This window comes from Streptomyces sp. NBC_00104, from assembly GCF_045160825.1.
Taxonomy (GTDB): Bacteria; Actinomycetota; Actinomycetes; order Streptomycetales; family Streptomycetaceae; genus Streptomyces.
In genome coordinates this window covers 8,689,695-8,706,977 of the sequence record NZ_CP108215.1, presented here as the reverse complement: position 1 = coordinate 8,706,977, position 17,283 = coordinate 8,689,695, and the positions used below count along the sequence as shown (strand labels likewise).

The 17,283-nt window shown below is 71.0% G+C and carries 13 protein-coding genes; 5 read left to right on the top strand and 8 right to left on the bottom strand.

All coding sequences use genetic code 11. From position 1 onward, the window contains the following. Positions 1-36: 36 nt before the first annotated feature. Positions 37-1,770, top strand: coding sequence for a rhamnogalacturonan lyase B N-terminal domain-containing protein (locus OG272_RS38175; protein ID WP_405895595.1), 1,734 nt, complete (start codon positions 37-39; stop codon positions 1,768-1,770). A gap of 7 nt (positions 1,771-1,777) precedes the next feature. On the opposite strand, the gene OG272_RS38170 is transcribed toward OG272_RS38175, so the two are convergent. Together OG272_RS38170 and OG272_RS38165 are read right to left on the bottom strand one after the other, a co-directional pair. Further along, positions 1,778-3,190, bottom strand: a complete 1,413-nt coding sequence (locus OG272_RS38170; RefSeq protein WP_326575515.1) for an RICIN domain-containing protein — start codon at positions 3,188-3,190, stop codon at positions 1,778-1,780. Position 3,191: 1 nt separating this feature from the next. Continuing rightward, a complete protein-coding gene (locus OG272_RS38165; protein WP_327727288.1) occupies positions 3,192-4,304 on the bottom strand; it encodes a glycoside hydrolase family 43 protein in 1,113 nt (370 codons plus the stop codon). Between the two features lie 235 nt (positions 4,305-4,539). On the opposite strand from OG272_RS38165, the gene OG272_RS38160 reads away from it, so the two are divergent. Then, positions 4,540-6,660 carry an autotransporter gene (locus tag OG272_RS38160; protein WP_405895594.1) on the top strand — a complete coding sequence of 707 codons (2,121 nt, stop codon included), beginning with the start codon at positions 4,540-4,542 and terminating at the stop codon, positions 6,658-6,660. 88 nt (positions 6,661-6,748) lie between these two features. Here the strand turns inward: OG272_RS38160 and OG272_RS38155 are convergent, their stop codons facing one another. Continuing rightward, positions 6,749-8,203, bottom strand: a complete 1,455-nt coding sequence (locus OG272_RS38155; protein WP_327727289.1) for an amino acid permease — start codon at positions 8,201-8,203, stop codon at positions 6,749-6,751. 139 nt (positions 8,204-8,342) lie between these two features. Between OG272_RS38155 and mmuM the strand changes: the two genes are divergently transcribed. Both mmuM and OG272_RS38145 read left to right on the top strand, forming a co-directional pair. Beyond that, positions 8,343-9,293: a homocysteine S-methyltransferase gene (gene mmuM, locus OG272_RS38150; RefSeq protein ID WP_327727290.1), complete on the top strand. Its 951-nt coding sequence runs from the start codon at positions 8,343-8,345 to the stop codon at positions 9,291-9,293. A 161-nt stretch (positions 9,294-9,454) separates the two neighbouring features. Continuing rightward, complete coding sequence (locus OG272_RS38145) at positions 9,455-10,546, top strand: LacI family DNA-binding transcriptional regulator (protein WP_328224250.1); 1,092 nt, start codon at positions 9,455-9,457, stop codon at positions 10,544-10,546. Positions 10,547-10,724: 178 nt separating this feature from the next. Here the strand turns inward: OG272_RS38145 and OG272_RS38140 are convergent, their stop codons facing one another. Genes OG272_RS38140 through OG272_RS38130 form a run of 3 tightly spaced genes read right to left on the bottom strand, consistent with a single transcriptional unit; the run spans position 10,725 to position 13,202 of the window. Beyond that, a complete protein-coding gene (locus OG272_RS38140) occupies positions 10,725-11,510 on the bottom strand; it encodes an ABC transporter permease (RefSeq protein ID WP_327727292.1) in 786 nt (261 codons plus the stop codon). Next, a complete protein-coding gene (locus OG272_RS38135; protein WP_327727293.1) occupies positions 11,507-12,475 on the bottom strand; it encodes an ATP-binding cassette domain-containing protein in 969 nt (322 codons plus the stop codon). The genes OG272_RS38140 and OG272_RS38135 overlap by 4 nt, the downstream gene beginning before the upstream one ends. A gap of 55 nt (positions 12,476-12,530) precedes the next feature. Continuing rightward, positions 12,531-13,202, bottom strand: coding sequence for a DUF4097 family beta strand repeat-containing protein (locus OG272_RS38130; protein ID WP_327727294.1), 672 nt, complete (start codon positions 13,200-13,202; stop codon positions 12,531-12,533). A 221-nt stretch (positions 13,203-13,423) separates the two neighbouring features. Here OG272_RS38130 and OG272_RS38125 point away from each other — a divergent pair, with 221 nt between their 5' ends. Further along, positions 13,424-14,179, top strand: coding sequence for a helix-turn-helix domain-containing protein (locus OG272_RS38125; RefSeq protein ID WP_328224249.1), 756 nt, complete (start codon positions 13,424-13,426; stop codon positions 14,177-14,179). A 55-nt stretch (positions 14,180-14,234) separates the two neighbouring features. Here the strand turns inward: OG272_RS38125 and OG272_RS38120 are convergent, their stop codons facing one another. Together OG272_RS38120 and OG272_RS38115 are read right to left on the bottom strand one after the other, a co-directional pair. Continuing rightward, positions 14,235-15,818 (bottom strand): carboxylesterase family protein, encoded by a 1,584-nt coding sequence (locus OG272_RS38120; RefSeq protein ID WP_327727296.1) that lies wholly within the window; start codon positions 15,816-15,818, stop codon positions 14,235-14,237. A gap of 136 nt (positions 15,819-15,954) precedes the next feature. Next, positions 15,955-17,214 (bottom strand): alginate lyase family protein, encoded by a 1,260-nt coding sequence (locus OG272_RS38115; RefSeq protein ID WP_327727297.1) that lies wholly within the window; start codon positions 17,212-17,214, stop codon positions 15,955-15,957. Positions 17,215-17,283: the final 69 nt, after the last annotated feature.

The following is a 17,283-nucleotide window of genomic DNA, read 5'->3' as shown; positions in this document are numbered from 1 at the left end:
CCCGCACTCCCCCCACGCCTCACGAGGAGGACCCCCATGTCCGAATCCACCTCCGCCTCCACCCCCACCCCCACCTCCGCCTCCACCTCCGCCGACAGACCGGCCTCGCCCGGCCTGGGCCGTCGCGGCTTCGTCGCCGGCACCGCCGCCACGGCCGTCGGGGCCGCGCTCGCCGGACCGCTGGCCGGCACCGCCCGCGCCGCGGCCTTCGGTTACACCGACGACGGCACCAACTACGTGATCGACACCGGCGCGAACCTCGTGTTCAAGGTCAGGAAGAGCAACGGCGACCTGTCCTCGCTCGTCTACCGGGGCACGGAGTACCAGGGCTACGGCGGCATGAACTCGCACATCGAGTCCGGCCTCGGCAGCTCGACCGTCAGCATCAGGCAGTCCGGCTCGACCATCCTCGTCTCCGTCACCTACGGCACGCTGAAGCACTACTACGCGGCCCGCAGCGGCGAGAACAACATCTACCTGTGGACCAACAAGGCCGACACCTCGGTCTCGGCGACCCGCTACATCGTGCGCGTGAAGGCGGGCCTGTTCCTCAACGACGAGCCCGACTCGTACACCTACGCGCCCACCACCATCGAGGCCTCGGACGTCTTCGCGAAGTCCGACGGCCAGACCCGCTCGAAGCACTACTCCAGGCTCCGGGTGATGGACTACGACTACATCGGCTGGAAGACGGGCAGCGTCGGCCTGTGGATGGTCCGCAGCAACCACGAGAAGGCCTCCGGCGGCCCCTTCTACCGCTCCCTGCTGCGCCACCAGAGCGCGGACGGCGGCGGCCTCTACGAGATCCTGTACTACGGCCAGAACCAGACGGAGGAGCAGCGGTTCGGCCTCCAGGGCCCGTACGTCATCGCCTTCACGGACGGCGGGGCGCCCTCCTCGTCGCTGTTCCCGGGCACACTGACCACGCCGTGGGCGGACTCTCTCGGCCTGTCCGGGTACACCTCCGCGAGCGGCCGGGGCCGGGTGGCGGGCGTCGGCATCACCGGCCGGAACACGTCGTACGCGTACACGGTGGGGCTCGCCAACTCGACGGCGCAGTACTGGGGTTCGGCACGGGCGTCGGACGGCTACTTCTCCATCGCGGGGGTGCTTCCGGGGACGTACACGCTCACGGTGTTCAAGGGTGAGCTGGCGGTGTACACGACCTCCGTGACGGTCACGGCGGGCGGTACGACGACGCTCAACTCGATCGCGATCCCGTCCACGAACGACCCGTCCAACGCGGGCGCGATCTGGCGGATCAACGACTGGAACGGCACGCCGAGCGGCTTCAAGAACGCCGACCTGATGACGTACGCGCATCCGTCGGACGTCCGGGCCGCCTCCTGGACCGGCAACGTGGTGATCGGCAGCGGCACCGAGACCTCGGCCTTCCCCTGCTACCTCTGGAAGGACGTGAACAGTGGTCTCCTCGTCTACTTCCGGCTGACCGCCGCGCAGGCTGCCGCCGCCCACACCCTGCGCATCGGTGTGACGACGGCCTACGCCAACGGCCGGCCGCAGGTCGTCGTCAACGACACCTGGACCTCGGCGATCCCCTCCCCGCCCACCCAGCCGAACACCCGGTCGCTGACGAACGGGTCCTACCGGGGCAACAACCACACGTTCACCTACAGCGTCCCGGCGTCCGCCTGGCTGGCGGACACGAGTCAGTACAACGTGCTGAGGATCAACGTGGTGAGCGGTTCGGGGGCGACGTCCTATCTCAGTGCGGGGACGTCGATCGACGCGATCGACCTCCTGGGCTGAGAGTCCGTCATGTTCCGCGCGTCCACTGCTGATTCGTCCCGCTGCCACACGTGTACGTGATGATCGCGGCCGAGTCGGCGGTGGACGCGCCGTTCACGTCCAGGCACTCGCCACTCGCGCGGGAGACGACCTTGACGTAGCTGCCCGTGGTGGTCAGCGACCACTGCTGGTTCGTGGCCGAGGAGTTGCAGTTCTCCTGGGTGACGGTGGTGGCGTTCTCCTGCACGCACAGGGAACTGTGACGGGTCATCAGCTGGTAGTAGCCGCTGCCGACGGACTTGAACCAGTACTTCTGGTTGTTGCCGCTGTTGCAGGCGTACTGCTTGATCTGGGCACCCGCCCACAGCGACTGACTCGTGACGTCGGCGCACTTGGCGGAGTGCCGGGCGATCAGCGTGTTGTACGTGGCACTGGTGCCGCTGATCGTGCCGGTGGCCGTGTCGACGGTGATCTCCGGGGACCAGGACATGGACATCGTGGTGGAGGTCGGGAAGGTCAGCGGCAGCCAGACGTAGCGGGAGTCGTTGACCTTGCCGCCGAAGGCGTTGCCCCAGCGGTCGCCCAGGTAGAGGTACGAGGTGGTCGAGGTGCCCTGCACGGGGAGGACGTACGCGGTCTGCGAGCCGAACGTCGTGGAGTCGCCGACGTTGGCCATGGCCGTCCAGGGGCCCGCGATGCTGGTGGCGGTGGCGTACTGCTGCTGGTTGGGGTTCCAGCCGGTGGCGCCCGAGGTCAGCATGAAGTAGACGCCGCCCCGCTTGAACAGGGCGGGCGCCTCGCGGTGGCCGCCGTGCCAGGGGTCGGCGACGAGGGCGGCGATGCCGGTGTAGTCGGCGGTGAGCCGGTAGATCTGCAGGTCGTAGTTCTCGCGGGCCGCGGAGATCATGTAGCCGGTGCCGTCGGTGTCCACGAAGACGGTGATGTCACGGGACATGTGGGTGCCGAGCGGGCGGAAGCTGCCCTGCCAGGTGTAGTTGCCGTCGACGGTGTCGGAGACGGCGACGGCCGCGCGGGCCTCGCTGTAGTCGGTGCCGTTCTCCTTGTGCATCCACATCACGAACTTGCCGGTGGAGGCGTTGTACATGACCTTCGGCCGCTCGATGTTGGCGGTCGCCAGCTCGGGGTCGGTGGCCTGGGTCAGGACGTTGTTGCGGAACTCCCAGTTCTTCAGGTCCGTGGAGCGGTACGCCGACACGTACTTGAAGGTGTTGTCGGAGTTCCGGTTCTCGCCGAACCAGTAGTAGTACGAGCCGACCTTGATGACCCCGCCGCCGTGGGCGTGCAGGGCGTTGCCCGAAGTGTCCGTGAACTGGGTGCCGTTGGGAATCGTCTGCGGCGCCGCCTGGGCGGGGCCGGCGGTGACGAGGGCGCCGGCCAGCGCCAGACAGAGCGCGAGGAGCATCGCGTACGCACGTCTCATCTCAGCTCTCCTTACCGTTGTTCGGGGTGGCCGCGTCGGCGACGGGGACTCCGAAGTCGGGGGTTCCGTCGGGCTTCCAGCCGAGGCGCTGGACGCGGGTGTGCCGGTTGGGGTCGTTGAGCGGGTCACCGACGATGTCCTTGTACTGGCGGGCGTGGTAGACGAGGACGTCGGTGCGGCCGTCCTCGGCGACGGTGAAGCTGTTGTGGCCCGGCCCGTACTGCTTGGTGGTGTCGTTGCTGGTGAAGACCGGTGTCGGGGACTTCGACCAGTTGGCGGGTTCCATGAGGTCGGCGTCCGCGTCGACGGTCAGCAGGCCCATGCAGTAGTTGAAGTCGGTCGCGCTCGCCGAGTACGTCATGAAGAGCCGGCCGTTGCGCTTGATGACCGACGGCCCCTCGTTGACCTTGAAACCGATGACCTCCCAGTCCAACTCCGGTGTGGTGAGCCGGACCTGCGGACCCGTCAGGGTCAGCGGGTCGGCCATCCTCGACAGCCAGACCGCGGTGTTGTTGTTCATCCCGGGCTCGTGCTGCGCCCACGCGAGGTAGCGGGAGCCCCGGTGGGTGAAGGTGGTGGCGTCCAGGGAGAACGTCTCCCAGGCGGTCTTCAACTGGCCGCGCTCGACCCAGGTGCCCTTGAAGGGGTTCCGGTGGGAGTTCTCCAGGACCCAGATGCGGATCGCCCAGATGTCCTCGGCGGGCGCGGAGGCGAAGTAGATGTACCACTTGCCGTCGATGCGGTGGATCTCCGGCGCCCAGATGTGCGCGCCCATCACACCCGTCTCGTGCTTGCGCCAGATGACGGACTCGTCGGCCGTCGACAGGCCGCGCAGCGTGCGGGATCTGCGCAGGATGATCCGGTCGTACTCGGGCGCGGTCGCCGTGAAGTAGTAGAAGCCGTCGGTGTGCCGGTTGATGTGCGGGTCGGCGCGGTTGCGGACCAGCGGGTTGGCGTACGCCGGGCGGGAAGCGGAGGCCTGGGACGTGGAGGCCTGGGGCGTGGACGCCTGGGCGACGCCGACGGGCAGGGTGGTGAGGGCGCCGGCGGCCAGGGCGCCCTTGAGGAGCAGCCTGCGGTTGGGGGGTTCGGGGAGTTCGTGCTCGCGGCTCACGCGGTCTGCCTCTCTGCAGATGGTGCTGCACGTGGGGGGAGACAAAAGAAAACAGATTCGTTCGGCATTTCGCACAAGATCAGTCATTCCGAACGGCTGAAAGGTAAGGGCGTGTTACGCCGAGGTCAACGGGTCGGGCATGACGAACACAAGCTCACAGGAACGAACCGACGCGAAGAAGCCGGACACGGCGAAGTTTCTGTTATCGGGTGAGCCCCGGCGCGTCTCCGATGACGTGCGCAGCCAAACCCACAAGACAGCGGCGGCCGCCGGAGCCCTGGCGGTCACCGCCCTGATGCTCGGCGCCCCGACCGCGACCGCCGCAGGCCCCCGCGATGTGACCTCCGACGTCCGTGCAGGGCGGAACGTCACGCTCACCGGGGACACGGTGGTGACCGTGCCGTCCGGGACGACCACGTACGGCGGTGTGTTCAGCGGTACCGGCACGCTCACCGTGCGCGGCACCGGCACACTGGTCCTCACCAGGGACAGCGACTTCACCCTGCCGAAGTCCCGGCAGCGGCAGGTGGTGAAGACGCTCGGCGGGAACCACCCGTACGTCACCGTCGCCAACCCGGACCCGCCGGCCGTGACCGTCGCGAAGGGCGCGACCCTCCAGTACGGCGACAGCGGCTCGACCGGCGTGATCGGCCACTATCCGTACGGCACCCCGGCGTTCCGGCTCAACCAGAACAACATCCGGGTCGACGGCACCCTGCGGCTCGCCCTGAAGAACGTCCAGTACAACCTGGGAACCATCAGCGGCTCCGGCCTGGTCACCCAGCCGAGGTTCCTCTGGGCGACCTGGGACCTGTCGGGCACCCATCCCTTCACCGGTGTCATCGACAACGGCACGGGCGTGAACGCCGGACGCCCGGAGTTCGCGACCTCGCTGCCGAACGCGCGCAAGGTCCTGAACCAGGGCACCTGGACCGTGGACACCCCGCTGGGCCAGACCGTCACCCAGGGCATGGACTTCTACCAGCGCGAGTACGGCAGCGACATCAACGTCCAGTCGCGGCCCGGCAGCAAGGTGATCCTCACCGGCCAGTACAGCTGGTCGGACCAGGGCGGCGACACGAACCCCTCGCTCAGCGACCCCGCCCTGAACTGGACGCCCGCACGCAAGAACGTCAACAAGCGCGGCACCAACATCAAGGGCGCCAACGTCCAGTGGGGCGACGGCACCACGAACAGGATCTTCATGCCGGGCACGGCCGAGACGGTCTACATCAACCTGCTGGCGGCCCGGTCCCGTTCGCTGCTCACGTTCGACTACAACGGCCCGGTGACGCTGGGCGCCCCCATCGGCGGCGGCCGCTTCCACGACACGCTCTCCACGCCCGGCGCCGGGGACATCGTCATCAAGGGGACCAGGGGCAACGACGTCACCTTCGCCGCCGTCCAGTACTACAACGGCTCCACCACGGTCGAGAAGGGCGCGGTGCTGCGGCTGGGCAGTGGCCAGTCCGGCGGCGACGGCGGGCTGTACACCAAGGGCGACCTCTACAAGGTGGTCAACAACGGTTCGCTGATCGTCCGCAATGTGTCGAAGCCCGTGACCCTGTCGCGAGTCGGCGGCACCGGCTCGCTCACGCAGTCGGGTGCGGCCACGACAACGCTGACGGGCGGCGCGGTGACGTACACCGGGGCGACGACCGTCACCAAGGGCACGCTGGCGCTCCGCTCGGGGGCGGCTCTCACCCGCAGCAGGACCATTCGGCTCACCACCGCCGGCGCGAGGCTCGACGTGGGCACCGCCGGGCTGCGCGTGACCAGGTCCCTGTCCGGCAAGGGCACGGTGAAGGGGGCGGTGACCAACGAGGGCGTGGTCGTGGCCGGCCTCACGGTGACGGGGGGCTACACCCAGACCGGGAAGGGCGAACTGGTGCTGCGCAAGCGGCCGTTGAAGGTGCACGGGACGGTGCGGCTGGCGGGCGGGCTGGACTTCGCGGCCCTGGCCGCCGTCGGCGGACCCGGCGAGAGCATCACCGTGCTCGACCACCGGGGCAAGGGCGGGAACACCGGAACGTTCACCGGGCTCCGCGAGGGCGCCAAGGTGAAGCTCGCCGACAACACGTACCGGATCAGCTACCGGGGCGGCGACGGCAACGACGTCGTCCTGACCGAGACGAAGGCGGGTCCGTCGCCGACCGTCAAGACCGCCGCGGGCTCCGACTCCGGCCCCGGCGCGCAGGACGCCCGTACACAGAACGCCGCCGCCTCCGCGGACAGCGGCCTCGGCTGGTGGCCGTACGCGCTCGCCGTCGGCCTGCTGTCCGGGCTGCTGGTACCGATCAGCCGGCGCCGCAGGAACAACCGGCGCCGGGGCGGCCGGCACGCGGCCACGGGCTGAGACCGGCGTATCCCTGGATGAGACAAAGCTCGGGCGGGCGGTCGCTGTACGGGGGTCAGCGGCCGCCCGCCCGTCTCGTGCCGCGCGCTTACGCCGTGGTGGTGTCGGCCTCGGGCCCGGCCTCGGCCTCGGCCTCGGTACGGGCCTTCCCCGGCTCCTCCTGCCGACCGCGCAGCCAGACGTACACCGGGATGCCGGCGAAGAGGAACAGGACGCCCTGGTAGACGGCCGCGTAGCCCGCGCCGGCGATCAGCCAGAAGGAGAAGGCGAAGGAGAGGGCGGCGACGATCAGGTCGCGGACCAGGCCGGCGGGGCGGACCCGCTCGCGCGTGCCCCTGGCCAGCCAGTAGAGCTGGGCGGCGGCGGAGAGCAGGTACGGGACGCAGCCGGTGAACGTGGTGATGAGGACCAGGACGCGGAAGGCGGTGTCCGGGTCGTCCGCGTAGTTGACGACGATGAGGAGCGTGCCGAGGACGGCGGTGGCGAGGACGCCGAAGCCGGGGACGCCGCCCTTGCCGACGCGGGCGAAGGGCTTGGGGAAGAGACCGTCGCGGGCGGCGGCGTACGGCATCTGGGCGCTGAGCAGGACCCAGCCGTTGAGGCAGCCGACGATCGAGGCGACGGCGACCAGCGCGATCACCGTGCCGCCCCAGGTGCCGCCGGCCATCGAGTTGACCGCGTCGGCGAAGGGCGCCCCGGACTCGACGAGTTCCTGGTGCGGGACCAGGCCGAACACGGCGACCGTGCCGAGGATGTAGACCAGCGCCGAGGCGAGCGTGCCGAGGACGCTGGCGCGGCCCACGGTGCGCTCCGGGTCACGGACCTCGCCGGCGCTGACGGCGGCCGACTCGACGCCCAGGAAGCTGTAGAGGAGGAGGGCGGCCGCGGCGGCCAGCGCGCCGGGGGCGCTCTCGCCGGAGGCGTTGAAGGGGCCGTAGTTGTCGGTGTCGATGAAGAACAGGCCGATGGTGGCGACCAGCAGCAGCGGTATGAACTTCAGCACGGTGGAGACGATCTGCACGGCGCCCACGTAGCGGGTGCCCGCGAAGTTCGCGGCGGCCGGCAGCCACAGGGCGGCCAGGGCCACCAGCGCCAGGACGGCCTTGCTGTCGCCCAGGGGTATCAGCACGTCGACGTAGCCGACGACACCGACGGCGAGCGCGGCGATGCTGACCCAGCACATCGTCCAGTACGACCAGGCCGACAGGAAGCCCGCGAAGGGGCCGAAGGCGTCGCGCGGGTAGACGTAGAGGCCGCCGGTGACGGGGCTGCGCCTGGCCAGCTTTCCGAAGAGCAGCGCCAGCAGTACGGCCGCCACGGAGAGGACCCCGAAGGCGAGCAGGCTGACCGTGCCGTAGGGGGCGACGGCGGCGGGGAGGGTGAAGATGCCGCCGCCGATGATGTTGCCCATGACGAGGGCGGTGGCCGCGGTGAGGCCGAACGTGCGGCCCGGGGCGGCCGCGTTCGTCGCCGAGGCCGTCCCGTCGGCCGGAACCGGGTTCGGCTCGGGCTCGGTGGCCTCGGGGGTGCTGGTGGTGGTCATGGCGGTTCCCGGGGGCTGCGGTGTGATGGGGACGGGGAGGGCGCGATCGTATCGCCGCGTTCCACATGGTGGTCAATCTGTTCATGTACTGGACACAATCGGGTGGGCCCACCTCCGCGGCTCGACTACCGTCGAGGGCATGACCAGCAACACGCCCGGCTTCCCCGGCATCCCCGGTCCCCGTGTCGGCCCCTTCGCCGCGACCCTCGCGGCCGATGCGCTCGTCCTCGACGGCGGTATGTCCAACCAGCTCGAATCGGCCGGTCACGACCTGAGCGACCAGCTGTGGTCGGCGCGGCTCCTCGCCGAGCGGCCAAAGGCGATCACCGAGGCCCATCTCGCCTACTTCGAGGCGGGCGCGAGCGTGGCGATCACCTCCAGCTACCAGGCCACCTTCGAGGGCTTCGCCAAGCGCGGTATCCGACGCGACCGGGCGGCCGAACTCATGTCCCTGAGCGTCGAGTTGGCCGTGGACGCGGCGGTGGAGGCCAAGGCGAGGGGCATCTCGCGCCCCCTGCTGGTGGCGGCCTCGGTCGGCCCGTACGGGGCGATGCTCGCGGACGGCTCCGAGTACCGGGGCCGGTACGGGCTGAGCGTGGCCGAGCTGGAACGGTTCCACCGGCCCCGGCTGGAGGCGCTGGCCGCCACCTACCCCGACGTCCTGGCCCTGGAGACGATCCCGGACACCGACGAGGCCGAGGCGCTGCTGCGGGCGATCCGCGGTCTGGAGGTGCCCGCCTGGCTGTCGTACACCGTCGACGGCGACCGCACCCGCGCCGGGCAGCCGCTGGAGGAGGCCTTCGCGCTCGCCGCGGACGTGGAGGAGGTCGTCGCCGTGGGTGTGAACTGCTGCTCGCCCGACGACGTGGACGGTGCGATCGAGACGGCTGTCCGGGCCACGGGCAAACCCGTCGTCGTGTATCCGAACAGCGGCGAGACCTGGGACGCGTCGGCGCGGGCCTGGACCGGGCGGTCGACGTTCACCACCGAGCAGGTGGAGGGGTGGCGGGCGGCCGGGGCCCGGCTGATCGGCGGGTGCTGCCGGGTGGGACCCGAGGCGATCTCGGCGATCGCGAAGACGCTGGGCTGAAGCCCCTGGGCCGAAGGCCTCGCCGTATGCCCTGGGCCGAAGGCCTCGCCGTAGCCCCTGAGCCGACGGACACGGCGTACCGGGCCGCTCCCCCGCTGCTAGCCTCCGTCCCGGGGAAACCGGTTACCGAGGTGTTGCCGACAGACGGGGTAGGGCGGGCTATGACCAGGAAGAACGCCGACGGCGGGGGCCGCAGCACGATCCGGGACGTCGCCGCGCGCGCCGGTGTCTCGGCGGCCACGGTGTCGCGGGTGCTCGGCGGGGCCTATCCGGTGAGCGCGGCGACCCGGACGCAGGTGCTGCGGGCCGTCCGCGAGCTGGACTACGTCGCCGACGCCCGCGCCAAGGCGATCGCCGGTGTCGGCACACCCACCCTCGGCTTCGTCCTCGACGACATCACCGGCCCCTCGTTCGCGCTGATGGCGCACGGCGTGGAGCGCGAGGCGACCCGGCTCGGCCATCTCTGCCTGGTGTGCAGCACCGACGGCGACGCCGCGCACGAGAGGGACTTCATCGAGACGATGCGGGCGCAGCGGGCCGCCGCGGTCATCGTGGTCGGCGGCGGCGCGGACACCCCCGAGTACCGGTCGCGCACCGCCCGGGTCGCCGACGCGCTGGCGGCCGCCGGATCACGGCTCGTGCTGTGCGGGCGGCCGCCGCTGGACCCCGGTGCGCCGGTCACGGTCATCGAGTACGACAACGAGGGCGGCGCGTACGCCCTGTGCGCGCATGTCCTGTCCCAGGGGCACCGGCGCATCCTCTTCCTCGGCGGCAAGCCGGAGCACACGACGGCGCAGGGGCGTGAGCGGGGGTATCTGGCGGCCCATCGCGCGCGGGGCGTCGAGGCGGACCCGGCGCTGCGGCTGGCCGGGGACTTCACGCGCGACTCCGGATACCGGTCGATGCGGCGGGCGTTGGCGGAGGGGCTCGACTTCACGGCGGTGATGGCGGCGACCGACATGGTGGCGGCGGGGGCGCTCACCGCGCTGCGCGAGGCGGGGGTGGCGGTGCCGGGGGATGTGTCCCTGGTGGGCTACGACGACATTCCGTTCGCGCGCGATCTGTATCCGCCGCTGACGACGGTGCGTGTGCCGTACGAGGAGTTGGGGCGGCTTGCCGTGCGGATGGCGTTGGGGCGGGAGCGGGGGCGCGCATCGCCGGACGAGCACGTGCTGTTGGGGACGCATGTGGTGGTGCGTGATTCGGTGGGGGCGGTGGGGGCGGTGGGGGACGGGGTCGCGTCTGCCGGCTGAGGGCGGGTTGCCGGGGGGGGCGGGCGGGTTGCCGGGTCGGGTTGTTCGTGGCCGGTCGCGCAGTTCCCCGCGCCCCCGGAAAGACAGCTCGGGGCAGGGGACCCGCTGGGCCGCGGACGGACGGGGCGGCGTACGCCGACACCGTGTCGGGGTACGCCGCCCTGGGTCGTCATGGCGGTTATGCCGGGTCGCTGTGGAACTTCGAGGCCGACCAGAAGTAGCCGAGCGCCGCGAGACCCAGGCACCAGGCGAGGGCGAGCCATCCGTTGTGGCCGATCTCGGTGCCGAGGAGGAGTCCGCGCAGGGTCTCGATGGCGGGCGTGAACGGCTGGTACTCGGCGATCGGCTGGAACCAGCCCGGCATCGCGTCGACCGGCACGAACGCGCTGGAGATGAGCGGGAGGAAGATCAGCGGCATCGCGTTGTTGCTCGCGGCCTCGGCGTTCGGGCTGATCAGTCCCATCCCGACCGCGATCCAGGTGAGCGCCAGGGCGAAGAGCGTGAGCAGCCCGAACGCCGCCAGCCACTCCAGGGCCGTGGCGTCCGTGGACCGGAAGCCGATGGCCACGCCGACGGCACCCACGAGGACCACGCTGGCGACCGACTGCAGCACGCTGCCGATGACGTGCCCGATGAGCACCGAGCCGCGGTGGATCGCCATGGTGCGGAAGCGGGCGATGATGCCCTCGGTCATGTCGTTGGAGACGGACACCGCCGTGCCGATCGTGGTGCTGCCGATGGTCATCAGCAGCAGGCCCGGCACGAGGTAGGCGATGTACGCGGAGCGGTCTCCGCCGCCGATGCCCGCGCTCATGGTGTCGCCGAAGATGTAGACGAAGAGCAAGAGCAGCATGATCGGCGTGAGCAGCAGGTTCAGGGTGAGGGACGGGTAGCGCCGCGCGTGCAGGAGGTTGCGGCGCAGCATCGTGGACGAGTCGCGTACGGCGAGGGACAGGGAGCTCATCGGGCAGCCTCCTCGGGCTGGTCGCGCTGGGTGGGCACGGTGGAGCCGGTCAGGGCGAAGAACACGTCGTCGAGGTCGGGGGTGTGCACGGTCAGCTCGTCGGCCTCGATGCCGGCGGAGTCCAGCCGGTCGAGGACGGAGCGCAGCGCGCGCTGGCTGCCGTCGCTGGGGATCTGCAGCGCCAGCGCCTCGTCGTCCCGGGTGACCTCGCTCAGCGCGGAGGCGGCGCTCCGGTACGCGGCCGGGTCGGAGAAGCGGAGCCGGACGTGACCGCCGGGGATCAGCCGCTTGAGCTCCTCGGCGGTTCCCTCGGCCGCGATCCCGCCGTCGTTGAGCACGGCGATCCGGTCGGCGAGTTCGTCGGCCTCCTCCAGGTACTGGGTGGTGAGGAAGACGGTGACGCCGTCGGAGACGAGTTCGCGGATGATCTGCCACATGGTGTGGCGGCTGCGCGGGTCGAGGCCGGTGGTCGGTTCGTCGAGGAAGATGATCCGCGGGTCGCCGACCAGGGTCATGGCGATGTCGAGACGGCGCTTCATGCCGCCGGAGTAGGTGGAGGCGGGCTTCTTCGCGGCCTCGACCAGGTCGAAGCGCTCCAGCAGTCCGGCGGCGACCCGGCGCCCCTCACGCCGGGACAGGTGGTGCAGGTCCGCCATGAGGAGCATGTTCTCCTCGCCGGTGATCAGCCCGTCGACGGCGGAGAACTGCCCGGTGACGCCGATCGCGGCACGGACCGCCTGCGGGTCGGCGGCGAGGTCGTGGCCGCCGACGCGGATCTCGCCGGAGGCGGGGTCGGGGGAGACGAGAGTGGAGAGGATCTTGACGGCGGTGGTCTTGCCCGCGCCGTTCGGGCCGAGCAGGGCGAAGATCGTCCCTTCGGGGACGGTCAGGTCGACGCCGTCGAGCACGACCTTGTCGCCGTAGGACTTGCGCAGCCCGTTCGCCGCGATGGCCGGGTTGCTCATGATGGGTGCTCCTTCAGGGGCTGCGGGTCGGAGGTCGCGGGTCGGAGGTCGCGGGTCAGAGGCTGCGGGCGGAGATGTCGCCGTAGCCGGTGGTGGCGTGGATGTCGAGCTGGGCGTCGGCGCCCTCGGTGTTCACCAGCGCGTTGTGGATCCGGCCGTGGGAGGTGCCGGCGTCCAGGGAGGCCGAGACCCCGGCGGCGGCGCCGATGGAGATCTCGCCGTGCCCGGTGCGCAGGGTGACGGTGCCGCGCACGGCCTCGGTGACGCGCAGGTCGCCCTTGCCGCTGGTGATGTCGGCGGGGCCGTCCAGGCGGCCGACCGAGGCGTCGCCGGCCAGCAGGGTCAGGCGGGCGCTCGCGGCCTCGTCGAGCTTGACGTGCCCGAGCGCGCCGTCGACGACCACGTCGCCCAGCCGTCCGACGCCGCGGAACTCGGCGCCGGCCGCCTTCGCCTCGACGCGGGAGCCGGACGGCAGCCGGACCGTCACCTCCAGGGATCCGGAGGGGCCGAAGAGCTCGCTCTTCGCCTCCGGGGCCTCGATCCGCAGAACCCCGTCGCGGTAGTCGACGGTGGTCCGCTCGGCGGCTTTGACGTCGCGGCCCTTGGAGGCGTCGGCGGGCCGGACCTCGACGGTGGTGTCGGCCCGGTCGGCGGCGATGAGCTGCACGCGTCCGGCGGGGATGTTCAGGACGGCGGAGACCGGGGCGGGGGTGTCGAACTTCTGCATCGTGCTCTCCTTCGGCTCGTTGTTTCTAACGATGGAAAAGCTACGTTGCATTCAAATATCCCGCAACGAACTCGTTGCGTCTAAATCCTATTCATGCAGGTAGAACTCATGAATTTGTTGCAACGGCCTTGAGCCTAACGCAACGACCCTCATCGACTCCGTTGCAACAGAGTGAGGGTGAACGCTATGGTGGACGCACGACGAGCACGAAGGAGACAGCGATGCCGGGAGGCAGGCTCAGCCAGCAGGAGCGCCAGCAGATCGCCACGGGGCTGGCCGACGGCCTCGCCTACGCGGAGATCGCCCGACGCCTGGACCGCCCCACCTCGACCATCACGCGCGAGGTGTTGCGCAACGGCGGCCCCACCGCCTACCGCGCCGACCTGGCCCACCGCGCCACGGAACGCCGCGCCCACCGGCGCAGGCAGACCACACCCCGGGAGGCACAGGCACCCGAGCAGGCCCACGGACGCGACGCCGAAGCCGTACGCGAGTACGAGGAGGTGTTCACGACCGTCATGATGGCCTCGGGCATGCCCACGATGATGGCCCGCGTGATGGCCTGCCTCACCCTCACCGACACCGGCAGCCTCACCGCCTCCGAACTCGCCCAGCGCCTCCAGGTCAGCCCGGCGTCCGTCTCCAAGGCGATCACGTTCCTCGACAGCCAGGGCATGATCCGCCGGGAACAGGGCGAACGCCGCCGTGAGCGCTACATCGTCGACGACGACGTCTGGTACCAGTCGATGCTGGCCAGCGCCCGCGCCATCGCCCAGCTCGTCGAGGTCGCGCGGCAGGGCGTCGGCGTCCTCGGCCCCGGCACTCCGGCCGCCGACCGCTTGGAGAACGTCGCCCGCTTCCTCGACTTCGTCTCCGAGAGCACCGCCCGCGCCGCGGAGCAGGCCCGCGAGATCCTGCACACCAAGCCCCGTACGCCCCCCGGCGACCCAGCCGAGCCGGGCTCGGACCACGGATAGGCCGGCCGTCTCGACGGTCTCCGCCGCCGGCCGACGGGGGAAGCGGAGAACCCCCTCAAGGAGTGCGGCGGAAGCGGCGCAGGGCCGGGAGCGGGCCTCCGCCGGAGGTGACGAAGGTGCCGGCGCCCTGCACTCTGTGGGAGCGTCTCGCGTCCGCGTCCCAGAGGGCGAGTTCGGGGTCGTAGGGGCCGAGGGCGATCCGGCCGTCGTCCGGGGAGTCGAAGACACGGACCGGGTGGGAGGGGTCCCAGGCGGGCCAGCCGGGGGTGCCGTCCGTCGCGAAGCGGACCCAGGCGCCGTGCAGGGCGGTGGCGAGGTCGCGCGGGGCGTTCTCGCCGGCGAGCCTGGCGGAGGCGGGGGTGTCCCCGGTGTCGAAGACGAAGCCGAGTTCGAGGGCGTGGCAGGAGCCGAGGGCGGGGACGCCGGAGGACCAGGCGAACTCGTAGAGGTAGGAGCGGGCCCGGTCGAGGCGGGCGTCCGCCACGCGGTGCAGGGGGACGCGCAGGAGGTGGTCGGTGACGAGCCGGCCGACCAGGTCGGCCATGCCCCTGTCGGGGTGGAGGTCGCGGTAGCGCCGCGGGAGCTCGGGGCCGCAGTGGCAGCGGGCGCGGGCGGCGGTCAGCGCGACCGCGCCGAGGCGGTCGACGCGCTCCTGGAGGCCGCCGGGGACGAGCCAGAGACGGTGCTCGTCGCGGGTCCAGCCCATGAGGAGGTCGATCCCCGGGGCCGCGCCGTGCTCGGTGAGGGCCTCCAGCGGATCGGTGGGCAGCAGGTCGCCGTCGACGACGATGCCGAAGGCGGGGCCGCCCAGCACGGGGCTGCTGAGGCGGCCGACCTCGGCCTGTGCCTCGGCGAGGAGGGACCGGTCCACGGCGCCGAAGGCCGCGGCGGTCGCCGGAACCTTCAGCCGGGTCGCCATCCGGCGAACCATGCGGCGCACCTTGTCCCGGTCCAGGGCCTCGGGCGGCCCGCTCTGCAGCACGGCCCGCCGGAACAGGCCCCGCGCGCGGGGTACGGCCAGCAGCGCGCCGACACTGATGGCGCCCGCCGACTGGCCGCAGAGGGTCACCCGGTCCGGGTCGCCGCCGAACCCGGCGATCGACTCCCGCACCCACTTCAGCGCGGCCAGCTGGTCGCGCAGTCCGAGGTTGGGCGGGGCGTCTGGGAAGAGGCCGTAGCCCTCCACGCCCAGACGGTAGTTGAGGGACACCAGCACCACGCCGTCGCGGGCGAAGGAGGCGCCGTCGTAGACCGGGACCGCCGACGAGCCCCGGGTGAGGGCTCCGCCGTGGATCCAGACCATGACCGGCAGCCGGGCCCCGTGGCCCGGCTCCGGTGTCCACACGTTCAGGTTGAGGCAGGCGTCGCCCGGGACGACGGGGTCCGACAGATAGCGGGCGAACGCCTCCGAGTACGGCGGTTTCGGAGGCGTCGGGCCGAAGGCGACGGCGTCACGCACCCCTGCCCAGGATTCGGGCGGGACGGGCGGGCGGAACCGGCGGGGGCCGAAGGGCGGGGCCGCGTACGGGATGCCCCGGAAGACCGCGACACCGTCCTCGTAGCCGTCCCCGTACACGTACGTGCCGCGTACGTCCCCGTACGGCGTACCGGCCACGGGGTCCTGCCGGTCTGCCGTCATCGCGCACCAGCTCCTCACGCCCGCCCGCTCGTGAACCGTCGTTCACCTCAGAGCACCACATCCCTTCGCGGTATTCCGGTCGGGCCGGTTCTTTGACGGCCGTTCGGGCGACGGCGGCCCTGGGGCAGGTCGTCGGCTACTTGGCGTACATCAGGGTGCCGAAGCCCAGCTGGTCGTAGCCGCCGCTGGTCGAGCCGTAGTCCCCGCCGCCGCCCTCGGGGCGGACCTTCTCGGCCATGGCGGTGATGTACGGGACGGACAGGCCCCGGCGCCGCGCGTAGTGGTAATGGACGAGGTCCCACACCGGGCGGAGCTGGCCCCGGCTCTCGGAGGAGACGGCGGTGTGGGTCTGCTGGGCGCAGTTCTGGCCGGTGCCCCAGGTGTAGCTGGTGAAGGGCACGTTCTGGCCGAGGTTGTACTTGGCGACGTACTGGGCGCCCTTCATGAACCGGTTGCCGTCGTAGCCGTAGAGGTCGTCGCCCTGCGACCAGGCCATCTCGCAGAAGGCGCCCATCTGGCCGATGCCCATGACGCTGTGGCCCTGGTCGCGGCCGGCCTCCTGCCACTGGCCGAGGGCGTAGCCGGCGGAGTCGGTGTGCAGGTACGGGACGGCGTGGGCGATCGAGCCGTTCCCGGCGCCGTTCTTGAAGTAGTTGACGGCCTGGTCGTACTTGGCGCCGTCGTCGCACAGGATCCCGATCGCGAGGATCGAGTTCATGGTGCACAGGTCCCAGTTGGCCCAGTAGTTGGTGATGCAGGCGTCGTTGTGGCTTTTCAGGAACTGGTTGTTGAGCGGGTAGAAGACGTTGAGCATCATCGTCTTGAACCGGTCCAGGTTGAATCCGCTGTAGCCGCGCATGAGTTCGGCGGCGTTGGCGAACTGGTAGCCGTAGATCCCGGCGGCCAGGAACCGGTCGGCGTTGCCGGTGACGCTGGTGAGCGTCGAGGACCAGGCGTTGAGGATACGGACCGCCGCGTCGCCGTTGGCGGTGGTGCCGGCGACCTTCCAGCGCAGCGCGTTCTGGTAGGCGGCGTGGATGTCGTTGTAGAGGATGCCGTAGTTCTGGCCCGTTCCCCCGCGGATGATGGTGGCCTGCGGGTTGGGTGTCCAGGTGCTCGCGGAGTGGGAGTTGGCCGTCAGGCGGTTCCAGCCGGACAGCCACGGGTCGTCTCCGGCGGCCACCCGCACCTTCGCGCGGTTGAGTTCACCGTAGGCGTGCAGCATGCCGGGGTGGGTGAAGGTGGCCGGGGCCGCCTCCGCCGTGGTCGCGACGGAGGCGGCGCCCAGCGCGAGGGCGGCGGTGAGACCGCCGGCGGTCCTGAGCAGACCGCGACGGCTCAACTCGCCTTCGTGGGCGGATTCTTCGGGGTCGGTGTGGGGGGAAGTGCGGCTCATCGGTGCGTCTCCCGTCCATGGAGGATCGGCGGCTTCGGGGGAGGGGCGGGTGTCCCTGTCCGCCCCTCC

What these genes read in the sequence shown, in the direction of transcription:
- OG272_RS38175 (WP_405895595.1), top strand. Translation starts at nt 37, where the DNA reads ATGTCCGAATCCACCTCCGCCTCCACCCCCACCCCCACCTCCGCCTCC.
- OG272_RS38170 (WP_326575515.1), bottom strand. Translation starts at nt 3,190, where the DNA reads ATGAGACGTGCGTACGCGATGCTCCTCGCGCTCTGTCTGGCGCTGGCC.
- OG272_RS38155 (WP_327727289.1), bottom strand. Translation starts at nt 8,203, where the DNA reads ATGACCACCACCAGCACCCCCGAGGCCACCGAGCCCGAGCCGAACCCG.
- mmuM (WP_327727290.1), top strand. Translation starts at nt 8,343, where the DNA reads ATGACCAGCAACACGCCCGGCTTCCCCGGCATCCCCGGTCCCCGTGTC.
- OG272_RS38145 (WP_328224250.1), top strand. Translation starts at nt 9,455, where the DNA reads ATGACCAGGAAGAACGCCGACGGCGGGGGCCGCAGCACGATCCGGGAC.
- OG272_RS38140 (WP_327727292.1), bottom strand. Translation starts at nt 11,510, where the DNA reads ATGAGCTCCCTGTCCCTCGCCGTACGCGACTCGTCCACGATGCTGCGC.
- OG272_RS38135 (WP_327727293.1), bottom strand. Translation starts at nt 12,475, where the DNA reads ATGAGCAACCCGGCCATCGCGGCGAACGGGCTGCGCAAGTCCTACGGC.
- OG272_RS38130 (WP_327727294.1), bottom strand. Translation starts at nt 13,202, where the DNA reads ATGCAGAAGTTCGACACCCCCGCCCCGGTCTCCGCCGTCCTGAACATC.
- OG272_RS38125 (WP_328224249.1), top strand. Translation starts at nt 13,424, where the DNA reads ATGCCGGGAGGCAGGCTCAGCCAGCAGGAGCGCCAGCAGATCGCCACG.
- OG272_RS38120 (WP_327727296.1), bottom strand. Translation starts at nt 15,818, where the DNA reads ATGACGGCAGACCGGCAGGACCCCGTGGCCGGTACGCCGTACGGGGAC.
- OG272_RS38115 (WP_327727297.1), bottom strand. Translation starts at nt 17,214, where the DNA reads ATGAGCCGCACTTCCCCCCACACCGACCCCGAAGAATCCGCCCACGAA.